This is a genomic window from Streptomyces sp. SGAir0957 (assembly GCF_043523415.1).
The window spans coordinates 2,745,762-2,769,422 of the sequence record NZ_CP027293.1 but is presented as its reverse complement, the minus strand read 5'-3'; the positions used below and the strand labels follow the sequence as shown (position 1 = coordinate 2,769,422).

Genomic DNA, 23,661 nt, shown 5'->3' with positions numbered 1-23,661 from the left:
AGGAACGGAACCAGGAATGATGCCCGGCCGCCCCGCACACGACTGCTTCGTCGTCCTGCCCGACACCGACGCGGGCCGAGCGGCGGCCGGGCCTCTTCTCCCCGACGGCGCCCCGGACGGCGCCCCGGACGGCGTCCACGTCCTGCGCTACCCCTCCGGCCGCCCCTGGCTAGTCGCCCGCACACCGCTGCGCAGCATCAGCGGCGCCGAGGCGGCCGACGCCGCCCTCGTCGTCATCGGCCCGGACGCCCCGTCCGCCCCCGCACTCGCCGCCGACCTGCGCGCCGCCCGCGACAACGCCACCCTCCACGACCGGCTGGCCCGCCGTCTGCCGGGCGTCCATCACGTCATCTCCCGGACGGGGGCGGAGACTTGGGTGCGCGGCACCGCCTCCGGACTGCGCCGCGTCCACGCCACCGAAGGGCCCGGGCCCCGGCTCGTCTCCGACCGGCCCGCCGTCCTCGCCCGGCTCACCGGCGCCGCGCTCGACGACACCGCGCTCGCCCTGCGCCTCCTCGACTTCCTGCCGCATCCGCTCAGCGGGCGGCCGGTGTGGCGCGGCATCACCGAGACCGACCCGGCGTACGCGCTCGTTCTGCGGCCCGACGGCACCACCACGACCCGCCGCTGGTGGCACGCCCCGGAGGCCGGCCTCCCCATGGCCGAGGGGGCGGCACGCCTCGCCGACGCGCTCGACCGCTCGGTCCGCGCCCACCTCGCCGGCCGCACCCGTGTCAGCTGCGAACTCTCCGGCGGCCTCGACTCCACGTCCCTCACCTTCCTCGCACGCCGGGCCGCCCCCACCGCCGACCTCACCCTCCTGACCGTGGTCTCCCGCGAGACCCACGCGGAGGACGAGACGTGGGCCCGGCGGGCGGTCGAACTGGCCCGCCACACACCCGGTGCGCTCACCCACGACGTCGTCCCGGCCGACGAGGCCCCCCTCTTCTACGCGGGCGTCAGCGACACGCCCACCCCCGGCGGCGACGGTCTCACCGGATTCGGCGTGCTCACCGACGAACCCCTTCCCGTCGCCCCCGCCCGCGCCCGCGCCCGCATGTTGCTCGCCCGCGCCGCGGCCGCCGGGTCCGAGTGCCACCTCACCGGGTACGGCGGCGACGAACTCTTCATGGGGCTCCCCGCCGCCTCCGGCGACCTGTTCCCGCGCCACCCGCTGGCCGCCTGGAACCGCATCGGCGCCGTCCGCCACCAGCTGGGCTGGCCGCTCGCCGCGACGGTCCGCGCCTTGCTGACCCGGCCCTCGTTCCCGCGCTGGCTCGCCGGGGCCGTCACCGACGGCGCCGCCCCGACCGCCCGCACCCCGCAGCTGTCCTGGGGCGTCCGCCAGACCTTGCCGCCCTGGCTGACCCCGGACGCCCGCGCTCTCGTGCGGGACGCGTTCCGGGCCGCCGCCGCGCACGCGGAACCGCTCGCCCCGCGCCCCGGCCGCCACCTCGACCTCGACACGATCCGGATCGGCGCCCGGCACTTTAGGGCCATGGAGGAGTACGGGCTCGCCCTCGGCCTGCCCGTGGCCGCGCCGCTGTACGCGGACCACGTCGTCGAGGCGACCCTCGCCGTACGCCTCGCGGACCGCATCGACCCCGCGCGCTACAAGCCGCTCCTCGCCGAGGCCGTCCGCGACGTCGTCCCCGCGCCGCTGCTCGCCCGCACCACCAAGGACCACATGAACGGCGACCACACCCAGGGGCTCGTCCAACACGCGGACGAACTGCGGCAGTTGTGGGCGCCGGACGCCTCCCGGCTCGCCGCCCTCGGACTCGTCGACCCCCGCCCGCTCGACGCCCTCGCCGCCGACCCGTACTCCCCGCTCCACACCCGGCACTCCATCGACGCGACGGTCGCCTGCGAGATGTGGCTGCGCGCCGTCGACCCCGCAGACGTCCACAGAAAGGTCCCGACCCCGTGAGACTCAGAGACGGCATCGCGGTCACCGGCACCGACTTCGGCGGCGTGCTCCTCGATCAACGCGCCGGAACATACTGGCAGTTGAACGAGACCGGCACCGTCGTCCTCACCGCCCTCGCCGACGGGCAAGGACCCGACGGCGCCGTGGAACGGCTCCTCGCCGCCTTCGACATCGACCGGGCGCAGGCCGAGGCCGACGTCGCCGCACTCACCCGGCAGCTCCTCGACGCGAAGATGGCCACGCCATGAGCACCGAGATGACCATGCCCGGCCGCGACGCCCGGCGCGGCCCGCGCGTGCGCCTCGCCGTCGGCGCGGCCCTCCTCGTCGCCCGGCTCCGCCCCGACCGGCTGCGCCGCCTGCTCACCCGCATCGGCCGCGGCGCCCGTCCCGCCACCCACGCCGAGGCGCTGGCCGCCTACGAGTCGGTCGTCACCGCCAGCCGGCGCTGCGCGGGCTGGTACGGCTGCCTGCCCCGCTCCGTCGCCGTCGCCCTGCTGTGCCGCGCCTCCGGCACCTGGCCGGACTGGCACGCGGGGGTGCGGGCCGCGCCGCCGTTCGCCCCGCACGCCTGGGTCACCGCCGAGGGCAGACTCGTCGGGGAGCGGGCGGACGCGTCCGAGTACCGCCCGCTGATGACCGTCCCCGCCCCGCCGGAAACCGGACCCGATGGCCGCTGAGCTGCGCCGGCTCCTCGCCCACGCCCGCCCGCACGCCCGCCCCCTCGCCCTCGGCGGCGCCCTCGCCCTCGCCGGTTCGGGCGCCGGGCTCGGGATGCCGCTGCTGGCGAAGTACGCGGTGACGGCCTTCGCCGAGGACCGCTCACCCGCCCCCGCGCTGTCCCTGCTGACCCTCGTGGTCCTCGCCGGGGCGGCGCTCACGGCGGGCGGCAGCTACCTGATGGCGCGGACCGGGGAAGCGGTCGTACTCGGCGCCCGTGACCGCCTGGTCGCCCGGATGCTCCACCTCGACGTGGCCGCCGTCGACCGCCTCACCCCAGGCGCCCTCCTCACCCGCGCCACCAGCGACACCACGCTCCTGCGCACCGTCCTGTCGCGCAGCCTCGTCGAATCGGCGAGCGGCGCCCTCACCCTGCTCGGCACCGTCGTGCTCATGGGCGTCATGGACCTCGTCCTGCTCGGCGTGACCCTCCTCGTCCTCGCCGTCGTCGCGGGCGCGCTCGCGCTGCTCATGCCGCACATCCGGCGCGCCCAGGTGTCGGCCCAGGACGCGGTGGGGGAGATGGGCTCGACCCTCGACCGCGCCCTGCAGTCCTTCCGCACGGTCAAGGCGAACGGCGCCGAGGCCCGCGAACACGCCGCGATCACCGCCGCCGTCCGCCGCGCCCGCGACCGGGGCCTGTCGGTGGCCCGCTGGACCTCCGCGTCCGACGTCTCGATGCTCGTCTCCGTGCAGGTGGCGTTCTTGTGCGTCCTCGGCGTCGGCGGCGCCCGCGTGGCCTCCGGCGCCCTGGACATCGCGACACTGATCGCGTTCCTGCTCTACCTGTTCTATCTGGTGGCGCCCCTCGGCCAGCTGACGGAGGGCTGGGTGGGCCTGAACAGCGGCATGGCGGCGATGGGCCGCATCGCGGAGATCGAGGAACTGGCGCGGGAGGAGGCGCCGGTCCCCACCCGCCCCGAGCCCGCAAGCCCCCTGTCCCTCGCCTTCACCGACGTCGTCTTCCGCTACGACGCCGCCCGCGCCCCCGCCCACACCGGCCTCACCTTCGACGTCCCGGCCGGTGGCCTCACCGCGCTCGTGGGGCCGTCGGGCGCCGGGAAGTCCACCGTGTTCGCCCTGCTCGAAAGGTTCTACGACCACGACTCCGGGCGCCTCACGGTCGACGGCCGCGACATCCGGGACTGGCCACTCGGCGACCTGCGCGCCGCGCTCGGCTACGTGGAGCAGGACGCGCCCGTCCTCGCCGGCACCCTGCGCGACAACCTGCTCTACGCCGCCCCGGACGCGACCGGCGACGCACTGCGCGACGTCGTCGCCCGTACCCGGCTCGGCGATCTCGTCGCCCGGCTCCCCGACGGGCTCGACACCCCCGTGGGCCACCGGGGCGTGCTGCTCTCGGGCGGCGAGCGTCAGCGCGTCGCCATCGCGCGGGCGCTGCTGCGCCGCCCCCGGCTGCTCCTGCTCGACGAGGTCACCGCCAACCTGGACGCCGTCAACGAGCAGCACCTGCGCGAGGTCGTCCGCGACCTGGCCACGCGGACGACGGTCCTGGTGATCGCGCACCGGCTGTCCACCGTCGTCGACGCGGACCGCATCGTCGTCCTGGAGAACGGGCGGGCCCGCGCCCAGGGCACCCACGCCGAGCTGCTCCAACGGGACGCCCTGTACGCCGAGTTGGCGGCCACGCAACTCGTGACCGCCTCAACTCGATGACGCTTGTTGTGCCTCTGGTGGCTCCGGCAGCGGTGCCGGGTCAGGCCTGCTTGATCGCGGAGATGTCGAAGTTCAGCTTGATCTTGTCGGAGATCAGGACACCGCCGGTCTCCAGGGCGGCGTTCCAGGTCAGGCCCCACTCGGAGCGCAGGAGCTCGGCCTTGCCCTCGAAGCCCACGCGCTCGTTGCCGAACGGGTCCTTCGCCGAGCCGTTGAACTCCAGGTCGATGGTGATCGGCTTGGTCGTGCCGAGGATCGAGAGGTCGCCGGTGACCCGGTAGTCGGAGCCGCCGAGCGACTCGGCGGACGTCGACCGGAACGTCATCGTCGGGAACTCGTCGATCTTGAAGAAGTCGGCGCTCTTGAGGTGGCCGTCACGGTCGGCGTTGCCCGTGTCGATGCTCGCCATCTGCACGTCGAACGAGGCCGTGGACTTGGCCGGGTCCGCACCGTCCAGGTGCAGCTCACCGGTGAAGTCGCTGAAGCCGCCCTTCACGTTCGTCACCATGGCGTGCCGGGCGACGAAGCCGAGCGTGGTGTGCGCGGGGTCGACGGTGTAGGTGCCCGTGAGGGCGGCGAGCTGGGGGTCGACGGCGGCCGGGGTGGCGGCGGCGCCGGCGGTCTCGTTCTTGCGGCTGAAGATGCTCATGACGCGCTCCTGGGGGACGGGCGGCACGATGGATGCCGCTTGATGTTGAACGTTGAACTATCAACTGAGGACGACTGTAGCGCGCTGATGTTCAACTTTCAACATCAAGCGCGGCGTGTCCATCCGATTACAGCGAGTCGATCTTGAAGGCGCACTACCCCACGCGCGTAGAACCCGGCACCATCTCCCTGTTCCACCTGCACCACCCCTCACTCGGCAGGAAGGGAACCCCATGCGTATCCACTCCGCCCTCACGGCGCTCGCGCTCACCACCGGCGCCCTCGTCGCCCCCGGCTTCGGTGTGCTCGCCTCGGCGACCGACGCCTTCGCCGCCACCAAGATCAGCCACTCCACCGCGACCTCGATGTTCAGCTCGGCCGGCATCACCTGGTCGTCCTCCGGCGGCTGCTCGAACCGGAACGTCAGCACCTGTACGTCCTTCGACCAGCTCAACCTGGCCACCGCCCAGGGCGCCCAGACCCTGAAGCGCGCCACCGGCTGCGCCCTCAACATCACCGGCGGCACCGAGACCGGCCACGCCAGCGGCACGTACTCGCACTGGAACGGCTACAAGCTCGACTTCGGCAAGAGCACCTGCGTCACCAACTACATCAAGGGCACCTTCAGCTACATAGGGCTGCGCGGTGACGGCGCACCCCAGTACAAGTCCGGCTCAGGCAACATCTACGCCGACGAGGGCAACCACTGGGACGTCCTCTACTACAACTGCGGCGGCTGCTGACCCCGTATCAGCGCGCGGCGAGGCGCTCCAGGAGTGCCGCGCCGCGCGCGAGCAACTCCCGCTCCTCTGCGGTGAGTTCGGCCTCGATGGCCTGGGCGAGCCAGCCCGCCCTGCGGCCCCGCTCCGTCTCCAGGGCGGCCCGCCCGGCGTCGGTCAGCTCCACCAGGGACTTGCGGCCGTCCGTCGGATGCGGGCGGCGGGTGATCAGCCCCTGCTCCATCAGCAGCCCCACGGCGCGGGCCATCGACTGCGGCCGTACGCGCTGGTCCAGGGCCAGATCGCTGGTGGTCATGGCGCCGTCCCGGTCCAGGGCGCCGAGCACGGCCACCTGGCCGAGCGGGATCCGGTCCTCGTGCTTCACGCGCCGCGTGAGCTTGCCCATCGCGGTACGCAGTTCGGCGGCGACGGCGGCGGCTTCCGGGGTGGGCATACGGAACTCTAACCCGCAGGTCATCGGCGTACGCGGCTCCGTGGGAGGTGTGCAGCGAAACTGCACAGCCAATCTGAACAGCACAACTGAACAGCATTGCTGTAGAGTTACTGACCGTCGGGCTCAGCGCCAGCGTCGTCGCAGCCGGGGCCCGGCCCGCGACAAGGGAGGGAACTCCTATGACCGACGCCACCACCATCCGCTCCGTCACCGCCCGCCCCGTGCTCGACAGCCGCGGCAACCCCACCGTCGAGGTCGACGTCGTCCTCGCCGACGGGTCCCTGGGCAGCGCCGCCGTCCCCTCCGGCGCCTCCACCGGCGCCCGCGAAGCCGTCGAACTGCGCGACGGCGACCCCGCGCGCTGGCACGGCAAGGGTGTCGACCGCGCCGTCGGCCATGTGAAGGGCGAGATCGCGGCGGCCGTCATCGGCCGCGACGCCGCCGACCAGGCCGGTCTCGACACCGCCCTGACCGCGCTCGACGGCACCCCCGCCAAGTCCCGGCTCGGCGCCAACGCCCTGCTCGGCGTCTCGCTCGCCACTGCCAAGGCGGCCGCCGCCGCGCACCGCCTGCCCCTGTACCGCTACCTCGGCGGCGCCGACGCCCGCACCCTGCCCATGCCGATGATGAACATCGTCAACGGCGGCGCCCACGCCGACAATCCGCTGGACTTCCAGGAGTTCATGATCGCGCCGGTCGGCGCCGCGACCTTCGCCGAAGCCGTCCGGATGGGCTCCGAGGTCTTCCACACCCTGCGCCGCGACCTGCTCGCCGCCGGACACTCCACCGGCGTAGGGGACGAGGGCGGATTCGCGCCCGCGCTGCGCACGGCCGAGGAAGCGCTCGACTTCGTCATGGCCGCCATCGAACGCACCGGCTACCGGCCCGGCGCCGACATCGGCCTCGTCATGGACCCCGCGTCCTCGGAGTTCCACCGCGACGGCGTCTACACGTACACGGGCGAAGGCGTCCGCCGCACCTCCGCCGAACAGGTCGACTACCTCGCCAAGCTCATCGACGCCTACCCCGTCCTCTCCGTCGAGGACCCGATGGCCGAGACCGACCTCGACGGCTGGCGCGAGCTGACCGCCCGCGTCGGCGACCGCTGCCAGCTCACCGGCGACGACGTCTTCTGCACCAACGAAGCGCTGGTCAGGGAGGGCATCCGGACCGGCGTCGGCAACGCGGTCCTGGTCAAGGTCAACCAGATCGGTACGCTGACCGAGGCGCTCGGCACCGTCGACGCCGCGCGCCGGGCCGGCTGGGCGGTCGTCATCTCGCACCGCTCCGGCGAGACCGAGGACACGACCATCGCGGACCTCGCCGTCGCCACCGGCTGCGGCCAGATCAAGACGGGCTCCCTGTCCCGCTCCGACCGCACCGCCAAGTACAACCGGCTCATCCGGATCGAGGAGGAGCTGGGCGCCGCGGCCGTCTACGCGCCGACGCTCGTGTGACGGGCCTCTCACCCTTCGCCGCCGTCCGCCTTTGTCCGACCCCGACAAGCGGAGAGGGGCCTGAGCAGTAACTTCGGCTGCATGAGACGCCGGTTCTGTTCAGGGCTACCAGGAAAACGAGCCGGAGACTGTGCGAAGTCGACGGCCCGTTTTCCTTGGTCGGCTTCGTATGGTCACTACATGACCGTTTTGGACGACACCGCCTCCGCCCCCGGGGACGAGCCCACCGACGCCCGCGGGCGCGTGGCCGAGCTGCACGAGATCCGTCAGCAGGCCCTGCGCGGACCGAGCGACCGGGCGACCGAGGCCCAGCACGCCAAGGGCAAGCTGACCGCGCGCGAGCGCATCGAGCTGCTGCTTGACGAGGGGTCGTTCAACGAGGTCGAGCAGCTCCGCCGGCACCGCGCGGTCGGTTTCGGCCTGGAGGCCAAGAAGCCCTACACCGACGGTGTCATCACCGGCTGGGGCACGGTCGAGGGCCGCACGGTCTTCGTCTACGCGCACGACTTCCGGATCTTCGGCGGCGCCCTGGGCGAGGCCCACGCCACGAAGATCCACAAGATCATGGACATGGCCATCGCGGCCGGTGCCCCGCTGGTCTCCCTGAACGACGGCGCGGGCGCCCGTATCCAGGAGGGCGTCTCGGCGCTCGCCGGGTACGGCGGCATCTTCCAGCGCAACACCAAGGCGTCCGGCGTCATCCCGCAGATCAGCGTGATGCTCGGCCCGTGCGCGGGCGGCGCGGCCTACAGCCCCGCCCTCACCGACTTCGTCTTCATGGTCCGCGAGACCTCGCAGATGTTCATCACGGGCCCGGACGTCGTCAAGGCGGTCACCGGCGAGAACATCACGCAGAACGGGCTCGGTGGCGCCGACGTCCACGCGGAGACCTCCGGCGTCTGTCACTTCGCCTACGACGACGAGGAGACCTGCATCGCCGAGGTGCGCTACCTCCTGTCGATGCTGCCGCAGAACAACCGCGAGAACCCGCCCACGACCCCCTCCGACGACCCCGCGGACCGCCGCGGCGACGTCCTCCTGGACCTGGTCCCGGCCGACGGCAACCGCCCCTACGACATGACCAAGGTCATCGAGGAGCTCGTCGACGACGGCGACTACCTGGAGATCCACGAGCGCTGGGCCCGCAACATCATCTGCGCCCTGGCCCGCCTCGATGGCCAGGTCGTCGGCATCGTCGCCAACCAGCCCCAGGCCCTCGCCGGTGTCCTCGACATCGAGGCCTCGGAGAAGGCCGCGCGCTTCGTCCAGATGTGCGACGCCTTCAACATCCCGATCGTCACCCTCCTCGACGTCCCCGGCTTCCTGCCCGGCGTCGACCAGGAGCACGGGGGCATCATCCGCCACGGCGCCAAGCTGCTCTACGCGTACTGCAACGCCACCGTCCCGCGCATCTCGCTCATCCTGCGCAAGGCGTACGGCGGTGCTTACATCGTCATGGACTCCCAGTCCATCGGTGCGGACCTCACCTACGCCTGGCCGACCAACGAGATCGCGGTGATGGGAGCGGAAGGCGCCGCCAACGTCATCTTCCGCCGCCAGATCGCCGACGCCGAGGACCCCGAGGCCATGCGCGCCCGCATGGTCAAGGAGTACAAGTCCGAGCTGATGCACCCCTACTACGCGGCCGAGCGCGGCCTGGTCGACGACGTCATCGACCCGGCGGAGACCCGCGAGGTACTGATCAAGTCCCTGGCGATGCTCCGCACCAAGCACGCCGACCTGCCCTCCCGCAAGCACGGCAACCCGCCGCAGTAGCGGCACCCACCCGTAGGAGACCCGCCCATGTCCCACGCTGACATCCGTGTCGAGAAGGGCCACGCCGAGCCCGAGGAAGTCGCCGCCATCACCGCGATCCTCCTCGCCCGCGCCGCCGCCCAGCCGGCCGCCCCCGCCCACCGCGTCCGCCAGAACCGCGCCGGCTGGCGCCGTCTGGAGCGCGAGCCCGGCTTCCGCGCCCCGCACAGCTGGCGCTGAGCCCGCACCACGACGAACGGCCGCGGCCCCGTCCTCCTTCCGGAGGGCGGGGCCGCGGCCGTTGTGCCGGTGGGCGGCTAGCGCAGGCGCGCCATCAGCGCGTGCTCCACCAGCGTGATCAGCGAGGACTTCGCGTCCGCGCGGTGACGGGCGTCCGTCGTGATGATCGGGGTGTCCGGGCCGATCTGCAGCGCCTCGCGGACCTCGTCGGGGCCGTAGGGCTGGTTGCCGTCGAAGCCGTTGAGGGCGATGACGAAGGGGAGGCCCGAGTTCTCGAAGTAGTCGACGGCGGGGAAGCAGTCGGCGAGGCGGCGGGTGTCGACGAGGACGACGGCGCCGATCGCGCCGCGCACCAGGTCGTCCCACATGAACCAGAAGCGGTCCTGGCCGGGCGTGCCGAACAGGTACAGGATCAGGTCCTGGTCGAGCGTGATGCGGCCGAAGTCCATGGCGACCGTCGTGGTCGTCTTGTCCCCGGTGTGGGTGAGGTCGTCGATGCCCGCGGAGGCGGACGTCATGACGGCCTCGGTGCGCAGCGGGTTGATCTCCGACACGGCGCCGACGAACGTCGTCTTGCCGACGCCGAACCCGCCGGCCACCACGATCTTCGCGGACGTGGTGGAACGACTTGGAGTTGCCGGCCCTCCGCTAGAGCTTGCGAAGTCCACTGAGCACCCTTTCGAGCAATGTCACGTCTGGCTGACCGCCGGCACTCTCGTCGCCGCCGGGCTGATGGATGGCGACCAGGCCCGCCTCCGCCAAGTCGGCGACGAGAATCCTGGCCACGCCGAGAGGGATGGTGAGCAGGGCCGAGATCTCGGCCACCGACTTGATCTCCCGGCAGAGCTGGCAGATCCGCTGGTGCTCGGGCAGTTGGCCCTGCAACTGGTGCGGCTGCGCGGTGGTGTGCACCAGCGCCTCGATGGCGAGCTGGTAGCGCGGCCTGGTACGACCGCCCGTCATGGCGTACGGGCGCACCAGGGGATTGTTCTTCGCAGCGGGCGCGGGGCTCGCGTCGGGACGCGGCTGCGGCTGCACAGGCTGGATACGGGGTGCCGGCGGCTGGTCGTAGGGTCCGGGCTGCCGGGGCCGGGCATGGCTCGGCGTGGAAGGGAAGTTGTACCGGTTCCGCGAACCGTCATGCGCGCCCGGCTGACCCTGGCCCTGTGCGGGGCCGTAGGGCGGCCAGTGCGCCGATGAACCGCTCGGGGGTGTTGCTGAACCAGACACGTACTTCCTCCTCCGACTGCGCTGGGCACCATCACTGTGGAGCCGCGTCCCGAAACTTTACGGCCACGGGACGCGGAAACGCACCGCCTGTCTGTTAGTTGAGAAGGCTTCCCTGAAGCTCCGCCCGCAGGTCCGGGGTGAGAACCGTGCCCGCACGGTCGACAAGAAGTGCCATCTCGTACCCGACGAGGCCAATGTCCGCTTCGGGGTGTGCAAGGACGGCAAGGGAAGAACCGTCGGAGATGGACATGATGAAGAGGAATCCTCGCTCCATCTCCACAACGGTCTGGTTCACCGCGCCGCCCTCGAAGATCCGGGACGCGCCCGCGGTCAGCGAGGTCAGTCCCGACGCGACGGCCGCCAGCTGGTCGGCGCGGTCGCGGGGGAACCCTTCGGACATCGCCAGAAGGAGTCCGTCGGCGGAGACCACCACCGTGTGGGACACCCCGGGGGTGTTGTCCACGAAGTTGGTGATCAACCAGTTCAGGTTCTGTGCCGCCTGGCTCATCGGGCTCACACTAACGCTCCTGGATGTAGGTGCTGTCAGGGCCACCGGGAAACCCGCTGTCCTGGCCGTTCTTCGTCACTGCCGTCACTACCACTACGGTCGCTCCGGTCACTGCTGCTCACTACTGCCTTCACTGCGCCCACGCTGCACGCCGCGCCGCAGATTGCTCAGCCGGCCCCGGACGTCCTCCGGGGCGCGGGATATCTGCGGGCCGCCCTGCGGCGTGGACTCCGCGGCACCCTCGATCAAGTTGGCCTTGGGCACCCGGCGCGGCAGTCCGGAAGCGGTGACGCCGCCCGCCTTGGGCTGCTTGAGCCGCTCCGCGCGCCCCCACCGCTCGTCGTTGGCCGAGCGCCAGTCGGCCGTCCCGTCGGAGCCGGCCGCCGCGGGGGTCTCCTGCGCGGGGTCCTGGCGCTGGAGGGCGCCGGCGCCGCGGCGCGGCAGTCCGGCGTCCGTTACCTCGTGCGTGACGGAGGGGGAGGGACCGGCCGCCGGTCCTGATCCGGCGGTGGTGCCCGGGCCGAAGCCTACGCTGTCCCGGTCCGCCGCGTCAGCGGCCTGCGCGGATTCCGCATCGGCCGCGTACGACGGGCCGAAGTCGCCCTGATAGCCGTCCCGTGCTGGCCAGTCGTCGTGCTGACCGCGCTCCGGATAGGCGGTGTAGGCGTCCGCGCCGGCTTCCGCATAGCCGTCCGTGCCGGCTTCCGCATAGCCGTCCGGCGAGGTGGGGTCGGAGCCGTACACCCCCTGCCCGCCCTGGTCGTAGGACGGCTGTGCGGGGGCGAAGGCGTCGTACCCGGTCTGCTGCGGGGTGTCGTAGGAAACCTGCTGCTGATCGCCGTAGACACCCTGACCCTGATCGTCGTAGGAGATCTGCTGCTGCGGGTCGTAACCGAGCTGCTGACCGTCGTACGCCGACTGGTCCGGGTAGGAGGACTGCTCCTGCTGGGCCGGGTGGGGCCGCGTCGGGGGGACCTCGTCGCGGAAGAGCGGACGGTCGTCCGCCGCTTCCTGGCCCTGGGTCTGCGCCTCCAGGGCCGCACGGCGCTCCTCGCGCATCAGGGAGCGGCCGACCGGGTCCAGGTCGCGGGCGTCGTCCGGCACCTCGTAGCGGCTGTCGTCGAAGCCGAGTTCGGCCGCGGTGCGCAGCGGCGCCTTCTCGAACGACTGCTGCTGTTGCTGCTCCTGCTGCGGGATCATCGTCGAGACGGTGAACTCGTCGAAGTCGGTCGCGTTGCCGCCCTGGCCGCCGCCACCGCCGTGGGTGATGCCCTCCGGGAGCATGACGAGCGAGGTCGTGCCGGCCTGCTCGCCCGAGGGGCGCAGCTGGACGCGGATGCCGTGCCGGTCGGCGAGGCGGCCGACCACGAACAGGCCCATGCGCTGGGAGATCGCGGCGTCCACGGTCGGCGGGTTGGCCAGCTTGTGGTTGATGTCCGCGAAGTCCTCGGCGGTGAGGCCGATGCCCTTGTCGTGGATCTCGATCATGATGCGGCCGTCGGGCAGACGGGTCGCGGTGACGCGGACCTTGGTCTGCGGCGAGGAGAACGTCGTGGCGTTCTCCAGGAGCTCGGCGAGCGCGTGCACGAGGTCGGTGACCGCGCGGCCGTGGATGTCGGCCTCGGGCACGCCGGACAGCTCGATGCGCTCGTACTGCTCCACCTCGGAGGAGGCGGCGCGCAGGACGTCGACGAGAGGGACCGGCTGGTCCCAGCGGCGGCCGGGCTCCTCGCCGGCGAGGACCAGGAGGTTCTCGCCGTTGCGGCGCATACGGGTCGCGAGGTGGTCCAGGCGGAAGAGGTTCTCCAGCTGGTCCGGGTCGGCCTCGTTGTTCTCCAGGTCGGTGATGAGGGTCAGCTGGCCCTCGATCAGCGACTGGTTGCGGCGCGACAGGTTGGTGAAGATCGCGTTGATGTTGCCCCGCAGGAGGGCCTGCTCGGCGGCGAGCCGGACGGCCTCGCGGTGGACCTGGTCGAAGGCGCGGGCGACCTCGCCGATCTCGTCACGGGTGTTGATCGGGATCGGCTGGACGCGGGTGTCGACCCGGCCGGGCTCGGTGCGCGAGAGCTGGTCGACCAGCATCGGCAGGCGCTGCTCGGCCACGTCGAACGCGGCGGAGCGCAGACGGCGCATCGAGCGGGACATCTGGCGGGCCATCATCCCGGCGAGGATGAACGCGGCGAGCAGAGCGACGACGACGGCGGCACCGATGACGACCGCCTGCTGCTTGGCGTCCTCGGCGATGCCGGACGCCTCGGTCACGGCCTTGTCGGCGAGGTCCGACTCGATGGTGCGGTACATGTCGAACTTGGCGGTGTTCACCGCCCACCAGTTCTCGGCGGTCACGCCCTTCTCGGCGAGGGCGACGCGGGCGCTGGGCTGGGTGCTGGGCATCCCCACGATGGCGGCGACCATGTCGGTCGTCTCGGCCGGCGGCGGGATGTAGTCCGGGTCCTTCGCCTTGGCCGCGGCGGCCTGCTTGGCGCCGTCGGTCTTCAGCTTCTCGGCCGCGTCCTCGAGCTTCTTGAGGTCCTCGGGCGTACCGCCGCCCTTGTACTCCTCGACGGCGATGTTCTCGAGGTAGGCGTAGCTGCCGAGCGCGGTGCGCTGCTTGGCGAAGCTCTCCGAGGAGACACCGGGCTTGATCAGGAGGTGCATACCGATGGAGCGCTCCAGGGAGAGCGCCGCCTTGGTGAGCGAGATCGCGTAGACCGTACGGCCGTAGCTGGTGATGTTGCCGGTGCCGAGACCCAGCTCGTTGGCGAACTCCATCAGCGGGTGCTGGATGGCGACGTAGCCCTCTTCGGTCGCGACGCCCGGGAGCTTGGCGGTGTAGGACGCGGCACGCAGCTGGTCCAGGCCGCCCTCGACCTTGGTGAACTGCGCGAGGCGGCGCTCCAGGCCCTCCTTGTGCGGCATGTTCTTCGCCGCGGTGTGGAACTCCCCGGCGGCGGCGTCCGTCGCCGCGCGCGCCTTGACGACCGTGGGGTCGTTCTTCTTGCCCTGGAGCAGGGGCGCGGCGGAGATGTCGCGCTCCTCGACGAGCCGGTTGCCGTAGGTCAGCGACGCCTGCACGAGGCGTGCGGTGGCTTCGGCGTCCTCCGCCTCGTGCCAGGTGTCGATGGAGTTCTTCACCTGGAAGCCGCCCATGACCAGGCCGACGAGGACGGGTACGAGGAGAATGGCGTTCAGCTTGGTGGGCACACGCCAGTTGCGCGGCGACAAGCGGCCGCCCGACGGCTGGGGCGCCGCCGTCTCGGCCGGTGCGGCCTGCGCCGCTGTGCGCGGCGGCGGGGTGAAGTTGCCCCGCGCCGACTGCGGCTCGGGACTTTTCTTGCTTCGCCTCACTCGACCAACAACCTCTCGGCGTCGGCACCTACGTTGTGCCGCGGTGTGTCTTCAGGCCCGTTCTTACTGGGCAGTTCAGCGCATTCCAGCACGTCAGGAGGCGCACCTCCAAACAGTCGGAAGCGGAAGCTCCCCGTGATGTATGCCCCACATAAAACGGTCATAAAGAGCGAGCCCCGCCAAAAGGCGGGGCTCTTGTGCGCACAGTGGAACCAGGTGTGCGCGACGTGTGTCTACGCCCATGGAATTCTCTGTCGAAACGTTATGAACACAGCGGCCCCGCGTGTCAAACGCCACAGGGGCCGCTGAAATCACTGCGACAACTGCCGTACGGTTCCGGCCACTTGATGGCCGACTTCCGACTGTTCCAGGCCGCTCGGCCGGCTACTTCAGACGGGCCATCAGCGCGTGCTCCACCAGCGTGATCAGCGCACTCTTCGCATCGGCGCGGTGCCGGGCGTCCGTCGTGATGATCGGGGTGTCGGGCCCGATCTGCAGCGCCTCGCGCACTTCCTCGGGGTTGTACGGCTGGTGCCCGTCGAACCCGTTGAGGGCGACGACGAACGGCAGCCCCGAGTTCTCGAAGTAGTCGACGGCGGGGAAGCAGTCGGCGAGGCGGCGGGTGTCGACGAGGACGACGGCGCCGATCGCGCCGCGCACCAGGTCGTCCCACATGAACCAGAAGCGGTCCTGGCCGGGCGTGCCGAACAGGTACAGGATCAGGTCCTGGTCGAGTGTGATGCGGCCGAAGTCCATGGCGACCGTCGTGGTCGTCTTGTCCCCGGTGTGGGTGAGGTCGTCGATCCCGGCGCTCGCCGAGGTCATCACGGCCTCGGTGCGCAGCGGGTTGATCTCGGAGACCGCTCCCACGAACGTGGTCTTGCCGACGCCGAAGCCACCGGCCACCACGATCTTGGCCGAGGTCGTCGACCGGGGCGCCGCCCCGGTGGCGCCGTCAGAGCTTGCGAAGTCCACTGAGAACCCTTTCGAGCAGAGTCACGTCCGGCGCACCGCCGTTGTTCTCGTCGCCGCCGGGCTGGTGGATCGCGACGAGCCCGGCCTCGGCCAGGTCCGCGACGAGGATCCGGGCCACCCCGAGCGGCATCGACAGCAGGGCCGACACCTCGGCCACCGACTTCACCTCGCGGCACAGGTGGCAGATGCGCTGGTGCTCGGGGAGCAGCGTCACCAGGGCGGCCGGGTCGGCGGTCGTGCTGACGAGCGCCTCTATGGCGAGCTGGTAGCGCGGCCGGGTCCGGCCGCCGGTCATCGCGTACGGGCGGACCAGCGGCTGGTCGCCCTCAAAACCGTAGGCGGCCTGCGCGGCAGCGCTGCCGTACGGATCGTGAGGAGCGGTGGGCGGGGTCATGGATCCTCCGGGCGGGACGACGGGCCTCGAGGCCTGCCGTCTGAGGGTGGGCCGGTGGGGGGATTGTGACGGCCTTACGGTGACAGGACGCAGATCGGAAGGGGATTACGTGACTTCTCTGGTCTCCGGGGCCGGTGGTGCACCAGACTTCTGGTGTGGCCGGGGTTACCGGCCGTCACCCCGGTCGGGTCAGTGCAGAAGACTGCCCTGCAGCTCTGCGCGCAGATCCGGGGTGAGCACGGCGCCCGCCCGGTCGACGAGGAGCGCCATCTCGTACCCGACGAGGCCGATGTCGCAGTCCGGGTGCGCGAGCACGGCCAGCGACGATCCGTCGGACACGGACATGATGAAGAGGAAGCCGCGCTCCATCTCCACGACGGTCTGATTGACCGGGCCGCCCTCGAAGATTCTCGAGGCCCCCGCCGTCAGCGAGGTCAGACCCGACGCCACGGCCGCCAGCTGGTCCGCGCGGTCGCGCGGAAAGCCCTCGGACATCGCGAGCAGCAGACCGTCCGCGGACACCACGACCGTGTGGGAGACCCCCGGTGTGTTGTCCACGAAGTTGGTGATCAACCAGTTCAGGTTCTGTGCCGCCTGGCTCATCTGGCTCAACTAACGCTCCTGCTGGTGAGTGGGGCGGAGGAAGCTGCCGGTCTGGCCGGAGTTACCGGCCTGCCGGCCCTGCTGGATGCCCCTACGGAGATTGGTCAGCCGTCCCCGCACCTCGTCGGGTGCGCGTGAGACCTGCGGGCCGGTCTGGTTCTGCTGCTGTTCCTGAGCCGTGCCCGCCACGAGGTTCGCCCGCGGCACACGGCGCGGCAGACCCGAGACGGTGACGCCGCCCGCGGCGGGCTTGCGCACCCGCTCGGCCTGACGCATCAGCTCGTCGTTCGGGGACTGCCGCCAGTTGGACTGGTTCTGGCCGGCGTCGGGGGCCAAGGGCGCCTGGTGGGCCGTGCCGTTCTGCGCCTGCGGACGCTGCGGGAGACCGCGCTGCGGAAGGGAACGTCCCTGCGGAGCGGGCTGCGCCTGCTGCGGACCCGGGGCCTGGCCCTGGTGGTTGTTCTGACCGCCCTGACCGCCCTGGTTGCCCTGGCTCTGCTGACCGTGGAACCAGTTCGTCTCAAGCGTGTCGTACAGCGGGGTGCGGCCGTCGCCGGGACCGGTGGCCGGCGGCAGGTACTCCTGCTGCTGCGGCTGCGCCGCGGGACGCTCGTACGGGTACGGGTCCTGCTGCGCCGGGGCCTGGTACTGCTCGTACTGGCCGGTGTCGGCCGGGCTCTGCTGCTGCTCGTAGCGCTGCTGCTCGTACTGGCCCGTGTCCGCGTGGTTCTGCTGCGGCGCGTACTGCTCGAACTGGCCGGTGACGGCAGGGTCCTGCGGCCGCTCGTACTGGCCCGTGTCCGACGGGTCCGGCCGGCCGGGTATGCCGTTCGGTATGCCGCCGAAGACGTCGGAGCGGACGAACTGGCCGCTGTCCTGGTCCGCGGGGCGCGGCGCGTCGAAGTCGGGACGGGCGAACTCGGCCGTGGCGGCCGGGCCCTGGTGCGTGTCCTGGACCCGGGGGTAGCGGGCCGTCGAGTCCGGCTCGTCGTGCTGGCGCGGCGCGTCGAGCCGCGGCTGGGCGTTCTCGTCGCTCCAGCTCGGCACGCGGGGCTGCGGGTTGCCGCCCGGCAGCTCGGCACGCGGGCCGCCGCGCGGGGGCAGCACCGGACGGCGGCGGCCGCCCTGCTGCTGCTCGGCCGGGTCGTTGTGGGTGCGCTGCTGCGGCGGGACCGGGCCCTGTCCGAAGACACTGGCGCCGGTACCGGCCGGCGCCTGCGGAGCCGGTGCGTTCTGCGGGTTCTGCGGGCCGCGCTGGGCGCGCGCGGGCAGCGGGGGCTGCTGCCGCTGGGGCGCCTGCGGGTTCTGCGGACCCTGCGGGGCGAGAGGAGCCTGCGGGTTCTGCGGGCCGCGGGGCTGACCCTGCTGCCCCAACTGACCCTGCTGACCCTGCGGCACGGCATCGCGGGGGCCCTGCGGCCCACGGGGGCCCTGGCCCTGCGGGTTCTGCGGACCCTGCGGACCCGGGGCGCCGTCCCGGCCGGGCAGCGCCGCACGGGGGCCACCGGCACCGGCGCCGACCTGCGGGCGCGCGGCGCCAGGACCGGCGTTGAGACGACCCGCGGCACCGTTGCCCGCGCCGCCGGGGGCGACACCGCGACGCGCGGCGGAGGCACCGGCCGCGGCCTGCGCGGCGGCGGGACCGCCACCGCCGGGACCACCCTGGCCGGGCAGCTTCTTGCCGCCCTGGGCGACGTCCACGGGCAGCATGACAAGCGCGGTCGTACCACCGGAGTCGGACGGCCGGAGCTGGATGCGGATGCCGTGGCGCTGCGACAGACGGCCGACCACGAACAGACCCATGCGGCGGGAGACGGAGACGTCGACGGTGGGCGGCGCGGCGAGCCGCTCGTTGATCGCGGCGAGGTCCTCGGGGGAGAGGCCGATGCCGGTGTCGTGGATCTCGATGAGGACGCGGCCGTCGGGCAGCGCGTGACCGGTCACCTTCACCTTGGTCTGCGGCGAGGAGAACGAGGTCGCGTTCTCGAGCAGCTCGGCGAGGAGGTGCACGAGGTCGTTGACGACGCGGCCCGCGACCTCGGTGGTCGGCACCGAGGCCAGCTCGATGCGCTCGTACTGCTCCACCTCGGAGGCGGCGGCGCGCAGCACGTCGACCAGCGGCACGGGGCGGGTCCAGCGGCGGCCCGGCTCCTCACCGGCGAGGACGAGGAGGTTCTCGCCGTTACGGCGCATGCGGGTCGCGAGGTGGTCGAGCTTGAACAGCGAGGAGAGCTGGTCGGGGTCGGCCTCGCGGGACTCCAGCTCGGAGATGAGCGAGAGCTGGCGCTGGATGAGGCCCTGGGAACGGCGCGAGAGGTTGGTGAACATCGCGTTGACGTTGCCCCGCAGGAGGGCCTGCTCGGCGGCGAGGCGGACGGCCTCGCGGTGCACGTCGTCGAAGGCCGCGGCCACCTGGCCGATCTCGTCCCGGGAGTGCACACCGACCGACTCCACGGACGTGTCGACGTCCTGCGGGTCGGACTCGGAGAGCTGCTTGACCAGCTCGGGCAGGCGGTCCTTGGCGACCTTGGTCGCGGTGTCCTGGAGCCGGCGCAGCGAGCGGATCATGGAGCGGGCCACGACGAACGCGCCGACGAGGGAGACGCCGAGCACGACCAGGATCAGCGCACCGTTGACGATGGCGGACTGCTCGGAGGAGTTGCGCAGCTCACGGGCCTGCTGCTCCATCTGGTTGAGCAGCGTCAGCTCGATCTTGGACATCTCCTGGATCCGGGAGCTGTCCGCGTCGACCCAGTCCTTGTAGGAGCGCTTGTCCTGGGACCTGATGCCGTCCGGCTTGCCCAGGACCCGGTCCGCGTAGGTGTCGGCCGCCTTGATGGTGGCGTTGTTGTCCGTCAGCGGCTTGAGCAGGCTGGCCGCGTCGCTCCCGTAGACGTTGCGGAAGGTGTCGAGCGCGTTGCCGAGGTTGTCGGCGGCGGCGAGGCCGTACTGCCGGTCGGACTCGGAGAGCTTGCCGAACTGGGAGCTGTTCGGCGGCAGGGCCGCGGCGATGATGGCGCGCTGCTCGGAGGCGTACTCCTTGGCGTTGGAGAACGCGGCGAGCGAACGCGTGCGCTCGATCATCTCCGGGTTGCTGGTCGCCTGCGCCATGTCGGTGGAGAGCGACAGCAGGTTCTCGATGATGCGGCTGTACGCCTCGATGGTCTGCGACGAGGTCGAGCCCTTGACGAAGGCGTCCTCACGGACCGACTTGATGGTGCCCAGCTGGGAGGCGATCTGCACGACGTGGTCGTGGACGCCCTTCAGCTTGGAACCGTCGTCGTCCTCGACGCTGTACGTCCCTTCGAGGAACGTGGCGCTGGCGCGGTCGGTCTTGTCGCGCGCCGCCTTGATGCTGAAGTCGCCGGTCGCCTTGGGGTCGTTGGACAGCGGGCCCGCCGACTGGTCGCGCTCCTCCTGGAGCGCCGAGGCCAGGTCGGTGGCCTGCTTCGTCATCTCGGTCAGCAGCTTCATGTTGTCGAGCTGCTGGATGTCGTCCAGGGACTCCGCGATCCGCAGGGCGCCGAGGGAGGTGGCGGCGACCACGGGGAGCGTGAGCAGGGCGACCAGACGGGTCGAGATGCGCCAGTTGCGCAGGGCGACCCGGGGGCCGGGGCCGGTCGGGCCCTTCGGCTTGGCGGGGGCCGGCTCGGGCGCGGCGGCGCCGGGCGTCGTGGAGCGCCCGTCGCGCTCCCCGGCGTCGACGGACGCGGTGCGCCCCGGGTTCTGGGCGTGCGGGGGCTGGGAGCCGCCTGTTATCGGGCCGGTCCCGCCGCGCGGCTCCGGCTCCGCCGCAGCGCTGCCATCCCTGTTCTTACGTCCCTGCACTAGCGTCGCAACCTCTGGACCAGGCGCCCCGCCCGCATGAGCGGGTGAAGCGGTGTCGGCGTAGTTCGAGGGGCGACCTGAACGCCCCCCTGTTGGTCGTGAGTGACCGGCGTCGGCTCCCCCTCCGCCGCCGCCGCTCGGCGCTGAAGTCGCGCCCCCGTGCGCCGGCGCAGTCCGCGGCGGTCCCGGGAATTTCAGCACAGTGCAGGATCTCCAACAAGGCCCGAGGGATTCGCCGCACCGGCTGTGACGGGGCGTGAGGGGAGGGTCACGAGCCGTAGAAAGTGATCTAGGGGAAACCGGGCATTCATGGAGGTTATCCGTACGGGTGGGGGGTGTCCCAGTCGCCATGATCGGGAGCGGAATGGTGGCTTCAGTGGCGCAATGTCCGTTTCCTCGCGCTCGAAAGTGAGCCCGAAGTGCCCCTTTTGGGGGTCTCTTCGTGAGCAAACTCACACGCGGACGATCACAACTTCCCGGCTTTCGGCGGGAATCAGATGTTTAGCCTGACGCTTTACACGGACGAACCGACCGACAACCGCGACGACACAAAGGTGCACGAGCGCAGCCATGAAGACGAAGACGATGTTCCTGAACCTCGCCAACCCGCGGCGCACCACCCTCGCCCACCTCAAGGACGCCGAGGAGATCCAGGCCGCGCCGCACCTGCCGGAGCACGCCGTCGAGCTGCCGACGAACACCGCCAACCCGAAGCGCACGATCCTCATGGAGATGCCGCAGTCGCAGACCGTGGCGTAACGCTCACGGAGAAGCCGGGGCAAGGGCGCGCGCGTTAGCCTGGGCAGGTCACATCCCACCCGGGCCCAACGCAAGAATGAGGGGCGCAGCCACCCGTGCGCATCGCCAGATTCTCCATCGACGGGAACGTCGCCTTCGGCGCGGTCGAGGGCGACAAGCCAGACGAGCTCGTCCTCGACATCATCAAGGGCATCCCCTTCGCGGACTTCGAGCTCTCCGGCACCAAGGTCCCGCTGAGCAAGGTCCGGCTGCTGCCGCCCGTGCTCCCCAACAAGGTGATCGCCTTCGGCCGCAACTACGCGGAGCACGCGAAGGAGCTGGGCAACGAGGTCCCGGACACCCCCTTCGCCTTCTTCAAGCCGTCGACGTCCGTGATCGGCCCCGGCGACGAGATCCAGTACCCCTCGTTCTCGCAGGAGCTGCACCACGAGGCGGAGCTGGCCGTCGTCATCGGCCGCATGTGCCGCGAGGTCCCGGCCGAGCGCGTCAACGACGTGATCCTCGGCTACACCGCCGCCAACGACGTGACCGCCCGCGACGTCCAGAAGCGCGAGAAGCAGTGGGCCCGCGCCAAGGGCTTCGACACCTCCTGCCCGCTCGGCCCCTGGGTGGAGACGGACCTGGACGTGGCCGCCGCCTCCGACCTCGGCATCCAGTGCACGGTCAACGGGCAGCAGCGCCAGCTCGGCTCCACGTCCCAGATGATCACGTCCATCCCGGACCTGATCGCCAACATCTCCGAGGCCATGACGCTGCTTCCCGGCGACGTCATCCTCACGGGCACCCCGGAAGGGGTCGGCCCCCTGGCGGTGGGCGACGAGGTCGCCGTCAGCATCGAAGGCATCGGCACTCTCACCAACAAGGTTGTCAAGCGTGGCTAGCGCACCCGTACGCGTCCGTTTCTGTCCTTCCCCGACCGGCAACCCCCACGTGGGCCTGGTCCGCACGGCCCTGTTCAACTGGGCCTTCGCGCGCCACCACCAGGGCACCCTCGTCTTCCGCATCGAGGACACCGACGCGGCCCGCGACAGCGAGGAGTCCTACGAGCAGCTCCTCGACTCGATGCGCTGGCTCGGCTTCGACTGGGACGAGGGCCCCGAGGTCGGCGGCCCGCACGCCCCGTACCGGCAGTCGCAGCGCATGGACCTCTACAAGGACGTCGCGCAGAAGCTCCTCGACGCCGGCCGCGCCTACTACTGCTACTGCTCCACGGAGGAGCTGGACGCCCGCCGCGACGCGGCCCGCGCCGCCGGCAAGCCGTCCGGCTACGACGGCCACTGCCGCGAGCTGACCGCCGAGCAGAAGGAGGCGTACGAGGCGGAGGGCCGCAAGCCCATCGTCCGCTTCCGGATGCCCGACGAGACGATCACCTTCACGGACCTGGTCCGCGGCGACATCACGTACGAGCCGGAGAACGTGCCGGACTACGGCATCGTCCGCGCCAACGGCGCCCCGCTGTACACGCTGGTCAACCCGGTCGACGACGCGCTGATGGAGATCACCCACGTCCTGCGCGGCGAGGACCTGCTCTCCTCCACCCCGCGCCAGATCGCCCTGTACGCGGCGCTCAAGGACCTCGGCATCGCCAAGCAGACCCCGCTCTTCGGGCACCTGCCGTACGTCATGGGCGAGGGCAACAAGAAGCTCAGCAAGCGCGACCCGCAGTCCTCGCTGAACCTCTACCGCGAGCGCGGCTTCCTCCCCGAGGGCCTGCTCAACTACCTCTCGCTGCTCGGCTGGTCGCTCTCGGCCGACCGCGACATCTTCTCGATCGAGGAGATGGTGGCCGCCTTCGACATCGCCGACGTGCAGCCGAACCCGGCCCGCTTCGACCTCAAGAAGTGCGAGTCGATCAACGGCGACCACATCCGCCTGCTCGACCCGAAGGACTTCGCGGCCCGCTGCGAGCCCTGGCTGAAGCCCCCGTACGCCCCGTGGGCGCCGGAGCAGTTCGACGAGGCGAAGTGGGCGGCGATCGCCCCGCACGCCCAGACCCGCGTCAAGGTCCTCTCCGAGATCACCGACAACGTCGACTTCCTCTTCCTCGACGAGCCGGTCTACGACGAGGCGAGCTGGGCCAAGGCCATGAAGGAGGGCTCCGACGCCCTCCTCGTCACGGCCCGCGAGAAGCTCCAGGCCGCGGACTGGACGTCCCCGGAGTCCCTCAAGGAAGCGGTCCTTGCGGCGGGCGAGGCCCACGGCCTCAAGCTCGGCAAGGCGCAGGCCCCGGTCCGCGTCGCGGTCACCGGCCGCACGGTCGGCCTCCCGCTCTTCGAGTCCCTGGAGATCCTGGGCAAGGAGAAGACGCTGACCCGCATCGACGCGGCCCTGGCGAAGCTCGCGGCCTGACCCCGCGCGCGGCACCACGCACCGGACGGCCCGGTCGACGGAGAACACCCCGTCGACCGGGCCGTCCG

The 23,661-nt window shown here is 71.5% G+C and carries 20 protein-coding genes and 1 pseudogene; 11 read left to right on the top strand and 10 right to left on the bottom strand.

Annotated features, from left to right (window positions below; translation table 11 throughout):
• Positions 1–16: 16 nt before the first annotated feature.
• From C1N81_RS17290 to C1N81_RS17275, 4 genes are read left to right on the top strand one after another with little or no spacing between them, the layout of a single operon-like run.
• Positions 17–1,930 carry an asparagine synthase-related protein gene (locus C1N81_RS17290; protein ID WP_394430080.1) on the top strand — a complete coding sequence of 638 codons (1,914 nt, stop codon included), beginning with the start codon at positions 17–19 and terminating at the stop codon, positions 1,928–1,930.
• Complete coding sequence (locus tag C1N81_RS17285) at positions 1,927–2,178, top strand: lasso peptide biosynthesis PqqD family chaperone (RefSeq protein ID WP_394430077.1); 252 nt, start codon at positions 1,927–1,929, stop codon at positions 2,176–2,178. The genes C1N81_RS17290 and C1N81_RS17285 overlap by 4 nt, the downstream gene beginning before the upstream one ends.
• The gene (locus C1N81_RS17280) at positions 2,175–2,609 is read left to right on the top strand and encodes a lasso peptide biosynthesis B2 protein (protein ID WP_394430074.1); all 435 of its coding nucleotides are present in this window, start codon (positions 2,175–2,177) and stop codon (positions 2,607–2,609) included. The genes C1N81_RS17285 and C1N81_RS17280 overlap by 4 nt, the downstream gene beginning before the upstream one ends.
• The gene (locus tag C1N81_RS17275) at positions 2,599–4,326 is read left to right on the top strand and encodes an ABC transporter ATP-binding protein (protein WP_394430072.1); all 1,728 of its coding nucleotides are present in this window, start codon (positions 2,599–2,601) and stop codon (positions 4,324–4,326) included. The genes C1N81_RS17280 and C1N81_RS17275 overlap by 11 nt, the downstream gene beginning before the upstream one ends.
• Before the next feature lie 40 nt (positions 4,327–4,366).
• Here C1N81_RS17275 and C1N81_RS17270 read toward each other — a convergent pair whose 3' ends face one another.
• Positions 4,367–4,975, bottom strand: coding sequence for a YceI family protein (locus C1N81_RS17270; RefSeq protein ID WP_394430070.1), 609 nt, complete (start codon positions 4,973–4,975; stop codon positions 4,367–4,369).
• A gap of 232 nt (positions 4,976–5,207) precedes the next feature.
• Between C1N81_RS17270 and C1N81_RS17265 the strand changes: the two genes are divergently transcribed.
• The gene (locus C1N81_RS17265) at positions 5,208–5,717 is read left to right on the top strand and encodes a hypothetical protein (protein ID WP_394430068.1); all 510 of its coding nucleotides are present in this window, start codon (positions 5,208–5,210) and stop codon (positions 5,715–5,717) included.
• Positions 5,718–5,724: 7 nt separating this feature from the next.
• Here C1N81_RS17265 and C1N81_RS17260 read toward each other — a convergent pair whose 3' ends face one another.
• Entirely contained in the window at positions 5,725–6,147 is a 423-nt protein-coding gene (locus tag C1N81_RS17260; protein ID WP_394430066.1) for a MarR family winged helix-turn-helix transcriptional regulator, read from the bottom strand.
• A gap of 179 nt (positions 6,148–6,326) precedes the next feature.
• Between C1N81_RS17260 and eno the strand changes: the two genes are divergently transcribed.
• The 3 genes from eno to C1N81_RS17245 all read left to right on the top strand — a co-directional run bounded on the left by eno (position 6,327) and on the right by C1N81_RS17245 (position 9,599).
• The gene (eno, locus tag C1N81_RS17255; RefSeq protein WP_394430064.1) at positions 6,327–7,604 is read left to right on the top strand and encodes a phosphopyruvate hydratase; all 1,278 of its coding nucleotides are present in this window, start codon (positions 6,327–6,329) and stop codon (positions 7,602–7,604) included.
• 180 nt (positions 7,605–7,784) lie between these two features.
• A complete protein-coding gene (locus C1N81_RS17250) occupies positions 7,785–9,380 on the top strand; it encodes an acyl-CoA carboxylase subunit beta (protein WP_394430062.1) in 1,596 nt (531 codons plus the stop codon).
• A 27-nt stretch (positions 9,381–9,407) separates the two neighbouring features.
• Positions 9,408–9,599 carry an acyl-CoA carboxylase subunit epsilon gene (locus C1N81_RS17245; protein WP_394430060.1) on the top strand — a complete coding sequence of 64 codons (192 nt, stop codon included), beginning with the start codon at positions 9,408–9,410 and terminating at the stop codon, positions 9,597–9,599.
• A 77-nt stretch (positions 9,600–9,676) separates the two neighbouring features.
• Here C1N81_RS17245 and C1N81_RS17240 read toward each other — a convergent pair whose 3' ends face one another.
• The 8 genes and pseudogenes from C1N81_RS17240 to C1N81_RS17205 all read right to left on the bottom strand — a co-directional run bounded on the left by C1N81_RS17240 (position 9,677) and on the right by C1N81_RS17205 (position 20,485).
• The gene (locus C1N81_RS17240; protein ID WP_324775244.1) at positions 9,677–10,267 is read right to left on the bottom strand and encodes a GTP-binding protein; all 591 of its coding nucleotides are present in this window, start codon (positions 10,265–10,267) and stop codon (positions 9,677–9,679) included.
• Positions 10,248–10,829: a DUF742 domain-containing protein gene (locus C1N81_RS17235; protein ID WP_394430058.1), complete on the bottom strand. Its 582-nt coding sequence runs from the start codon at positions 10,827–10,829 to the stop codon at positions 10,248–10,250. The genes C1N81_RS17240 and C1N81_RS17235 overlap by 20 nt, the downstream gene beginning before the upstream one ends.
• A 94-nt stretch (positions 10,830–10,923) precedes the next feature.
• On the bottom strand, positions 10,924–11,337 hold the full coding sequence (locus C1N81_RS17230) for a roadblock/LC7 domain-containing protein (RefSeq protein ID WP_026057603.1): 414 nt from the start codon (positions 11,335–11,337) through the stop codon (positions 10,924–10,926).
• A 10-nt stretch (positions 11,338–11,347) separates the two neighbouring features.
• Positions 11,348–14,685 (bottom strand): annotated as a pseudogene (locus tag C1N81_RS17225) (nitrate- and nitrite sensing domain-containing protein).
• 384 nt (positions 14,686–15,069) lie between these two features.
• Positions 15,070–15,660, bottom strand: coding sequence for a GTP-binding protein (locus tag C1N81_RS17220; protein WP_324775236.1), 591 nt, complete (start codon positions 15,658–15,660; stop codon positions 15,070–15,072).
• Entirely contained in the window at positions 15,641–16,054 is a 414-nt protein-coding gene (locus C1N81_RS17215; protein ID WP_361065160.1) for a DUF742 domain-containing protein, read from the bottom strand. The genes C1N81_RS17220 and C1N81_RS17215 overlap by 20 nt, the downstream gene beginning before the upstream one ends.
• Before the next feature lie 189 nt (positions 16,055–16,243).
• Positions 16,244–16,657, bottom strand: a complete 414-nt coding sequence (locus C1N81_RS17210) for a roadblock/LC7 domain-containing protein (protein ID WP_164305831.1) — start codon at positions 16,655–16,657, stop codon at positions 16,244–16,246.
• Between the two features lie 9 nt (positions 16,658–16,666).
• Complete coding sequence (locus C1N81_RS17205) at positions 16,667–20,485, bottom strand: nitrate- and nitrite sensing domain-containing protein (protein WP_394430055.1); 3,819 nt, start codon at positions 20,483–20,485, stop codon at positions 16,667–16,669.
• Positions 20,486–21,055: 570 nt separating this feature from the next.
• Here C1N81_RS17205 and C1N81_RS17200 point away from each other — a divergent pair.
• From C1N81_RS17200 to gltX, 3 genes are all read left to right on the top strand, one after another.
• Entirely contained in the window at positions 21,056–21,244 is a 189-nt protein-coding gene (locus C1N81_RS17200) for a hypothetical protein (RefSeq protein ID WP_394430053.1), read from the top strand.
• Between the two features lie 95 nt (positions 21,245–21,339).
• A complete protein-coding gene (locus C1N81_RS17195; RefSeq protein ID WP_394430051.1) occupies positions 21,340–22,125 on the top strand; it encodes a fumarylacetoacetate hydrolase family protein in 786 nt (261 codons plus the stop codon).
• The gene (gene gltX, locus C1N81_RS17190; protein ID WP_394430049.1) at positions 22,109–23,593 is read left to right on the top strand and encodes a glutamate--tRNA ligase; all 1,485 of its coding nucleotides are present in this window, start codon (positions 22,109–22,111) and stop codon (positions 23,591–23,593) included. Before C1N81_RS17195 ends, gltX begins: the two co-directional genes overlap by 17 nt.
• The last annotated feature ends 68 nt before the right edge of the window (positions 23,594–23,661 follow it).

Coding starts and splice junctions, on each gene's coding strand:
- C1N81_RS17290 (WP_394430080.1), top strand. CDS start 17: ATGATGCCCGGCCGCCCCGCACACGACTGCTTCGTCGTCCTGCCCGAC.
- C1N81_RS17280 (WP_394430074.1), top strand. CDS start 2,175: ATGAGCACCGAGATGACCATGCCCGGCCGCGACGCCCGGCGCGGCCCG.
- C1N81_RS17275 (WP_394430072.1), top strand. CDS start 2,599: ATGGCCGCTGAGCTGCGCCGGCTCCTCGCCCACGCCCGCCCGCACGCC.
- C1N81_RS17270 (WP_394430070.1), bottom strand. CDS start 4,975: ATGAGCATCTTCAGCCGCAAGAACGAGACCGCCGGCGCCGCCGCCACC.
- C1N81_RS17265 (WP_394430068.1), top strand. CDS start 5,208: ATGCGTATCCACTCCGCCCTCACGGCGCTCGCGCTCACCACCGGCGCC.
- C1N81_RS17260 (WP_394430066.1), bottom strand. CDS start 6,147: ATGCCCACCCCGGAAGCCGCCGCCGTCGCCGCCGAACTGCGTACCGCG.
- eno (WP_394430064.1), top strand. CDS start 6,327: ATGACCGACGCCACCACCATCCGCTCCGTCACCGCCCGCCCCGTGCTC.
- C1N81_RS17250 (WP_394430062.1), top strand. CDS start 7,785: ATGACCGTTTTGGACGACACCGCCTCCGCCCCCGGGGACGAGCCCACC.
- C1N81_RS17245 (WP_394430060.1), top strand. CDS start 9,408: ATGTCCCACGCTGACATCCGTGTCGAGAAGGGCCACGCCGAGCCCGAG.
- C1N81_RS17230 (WP_026057603.1), bottom strand. CDS start 11,337: ATGAGCCAGGCGGCACAGAACCTGAACTGGTTGATCACCAACTTCGTG.
- C1N81_RS17215 (WP_361065160.1), bottom strand. CDS start 16,054: ATGACCCCGCCCACCGCTCCTCACGATCCGTACGGCAGCGCTGCCGCG.
- C1N81_RS17210 (WP_164305831.1), bottom strand. CDS start 16,657: ATGAGCCAGGCGGCACAGAACCTGAACTGGTTGATCACCAACTTCGTG.
- C1N81_RS17200 (WP_394430053.1), top strand. CDS start 21,056: ATGAAGACGAAGACGATGTTCCTGAACCTCGCCAACCCGCGGCGCACC.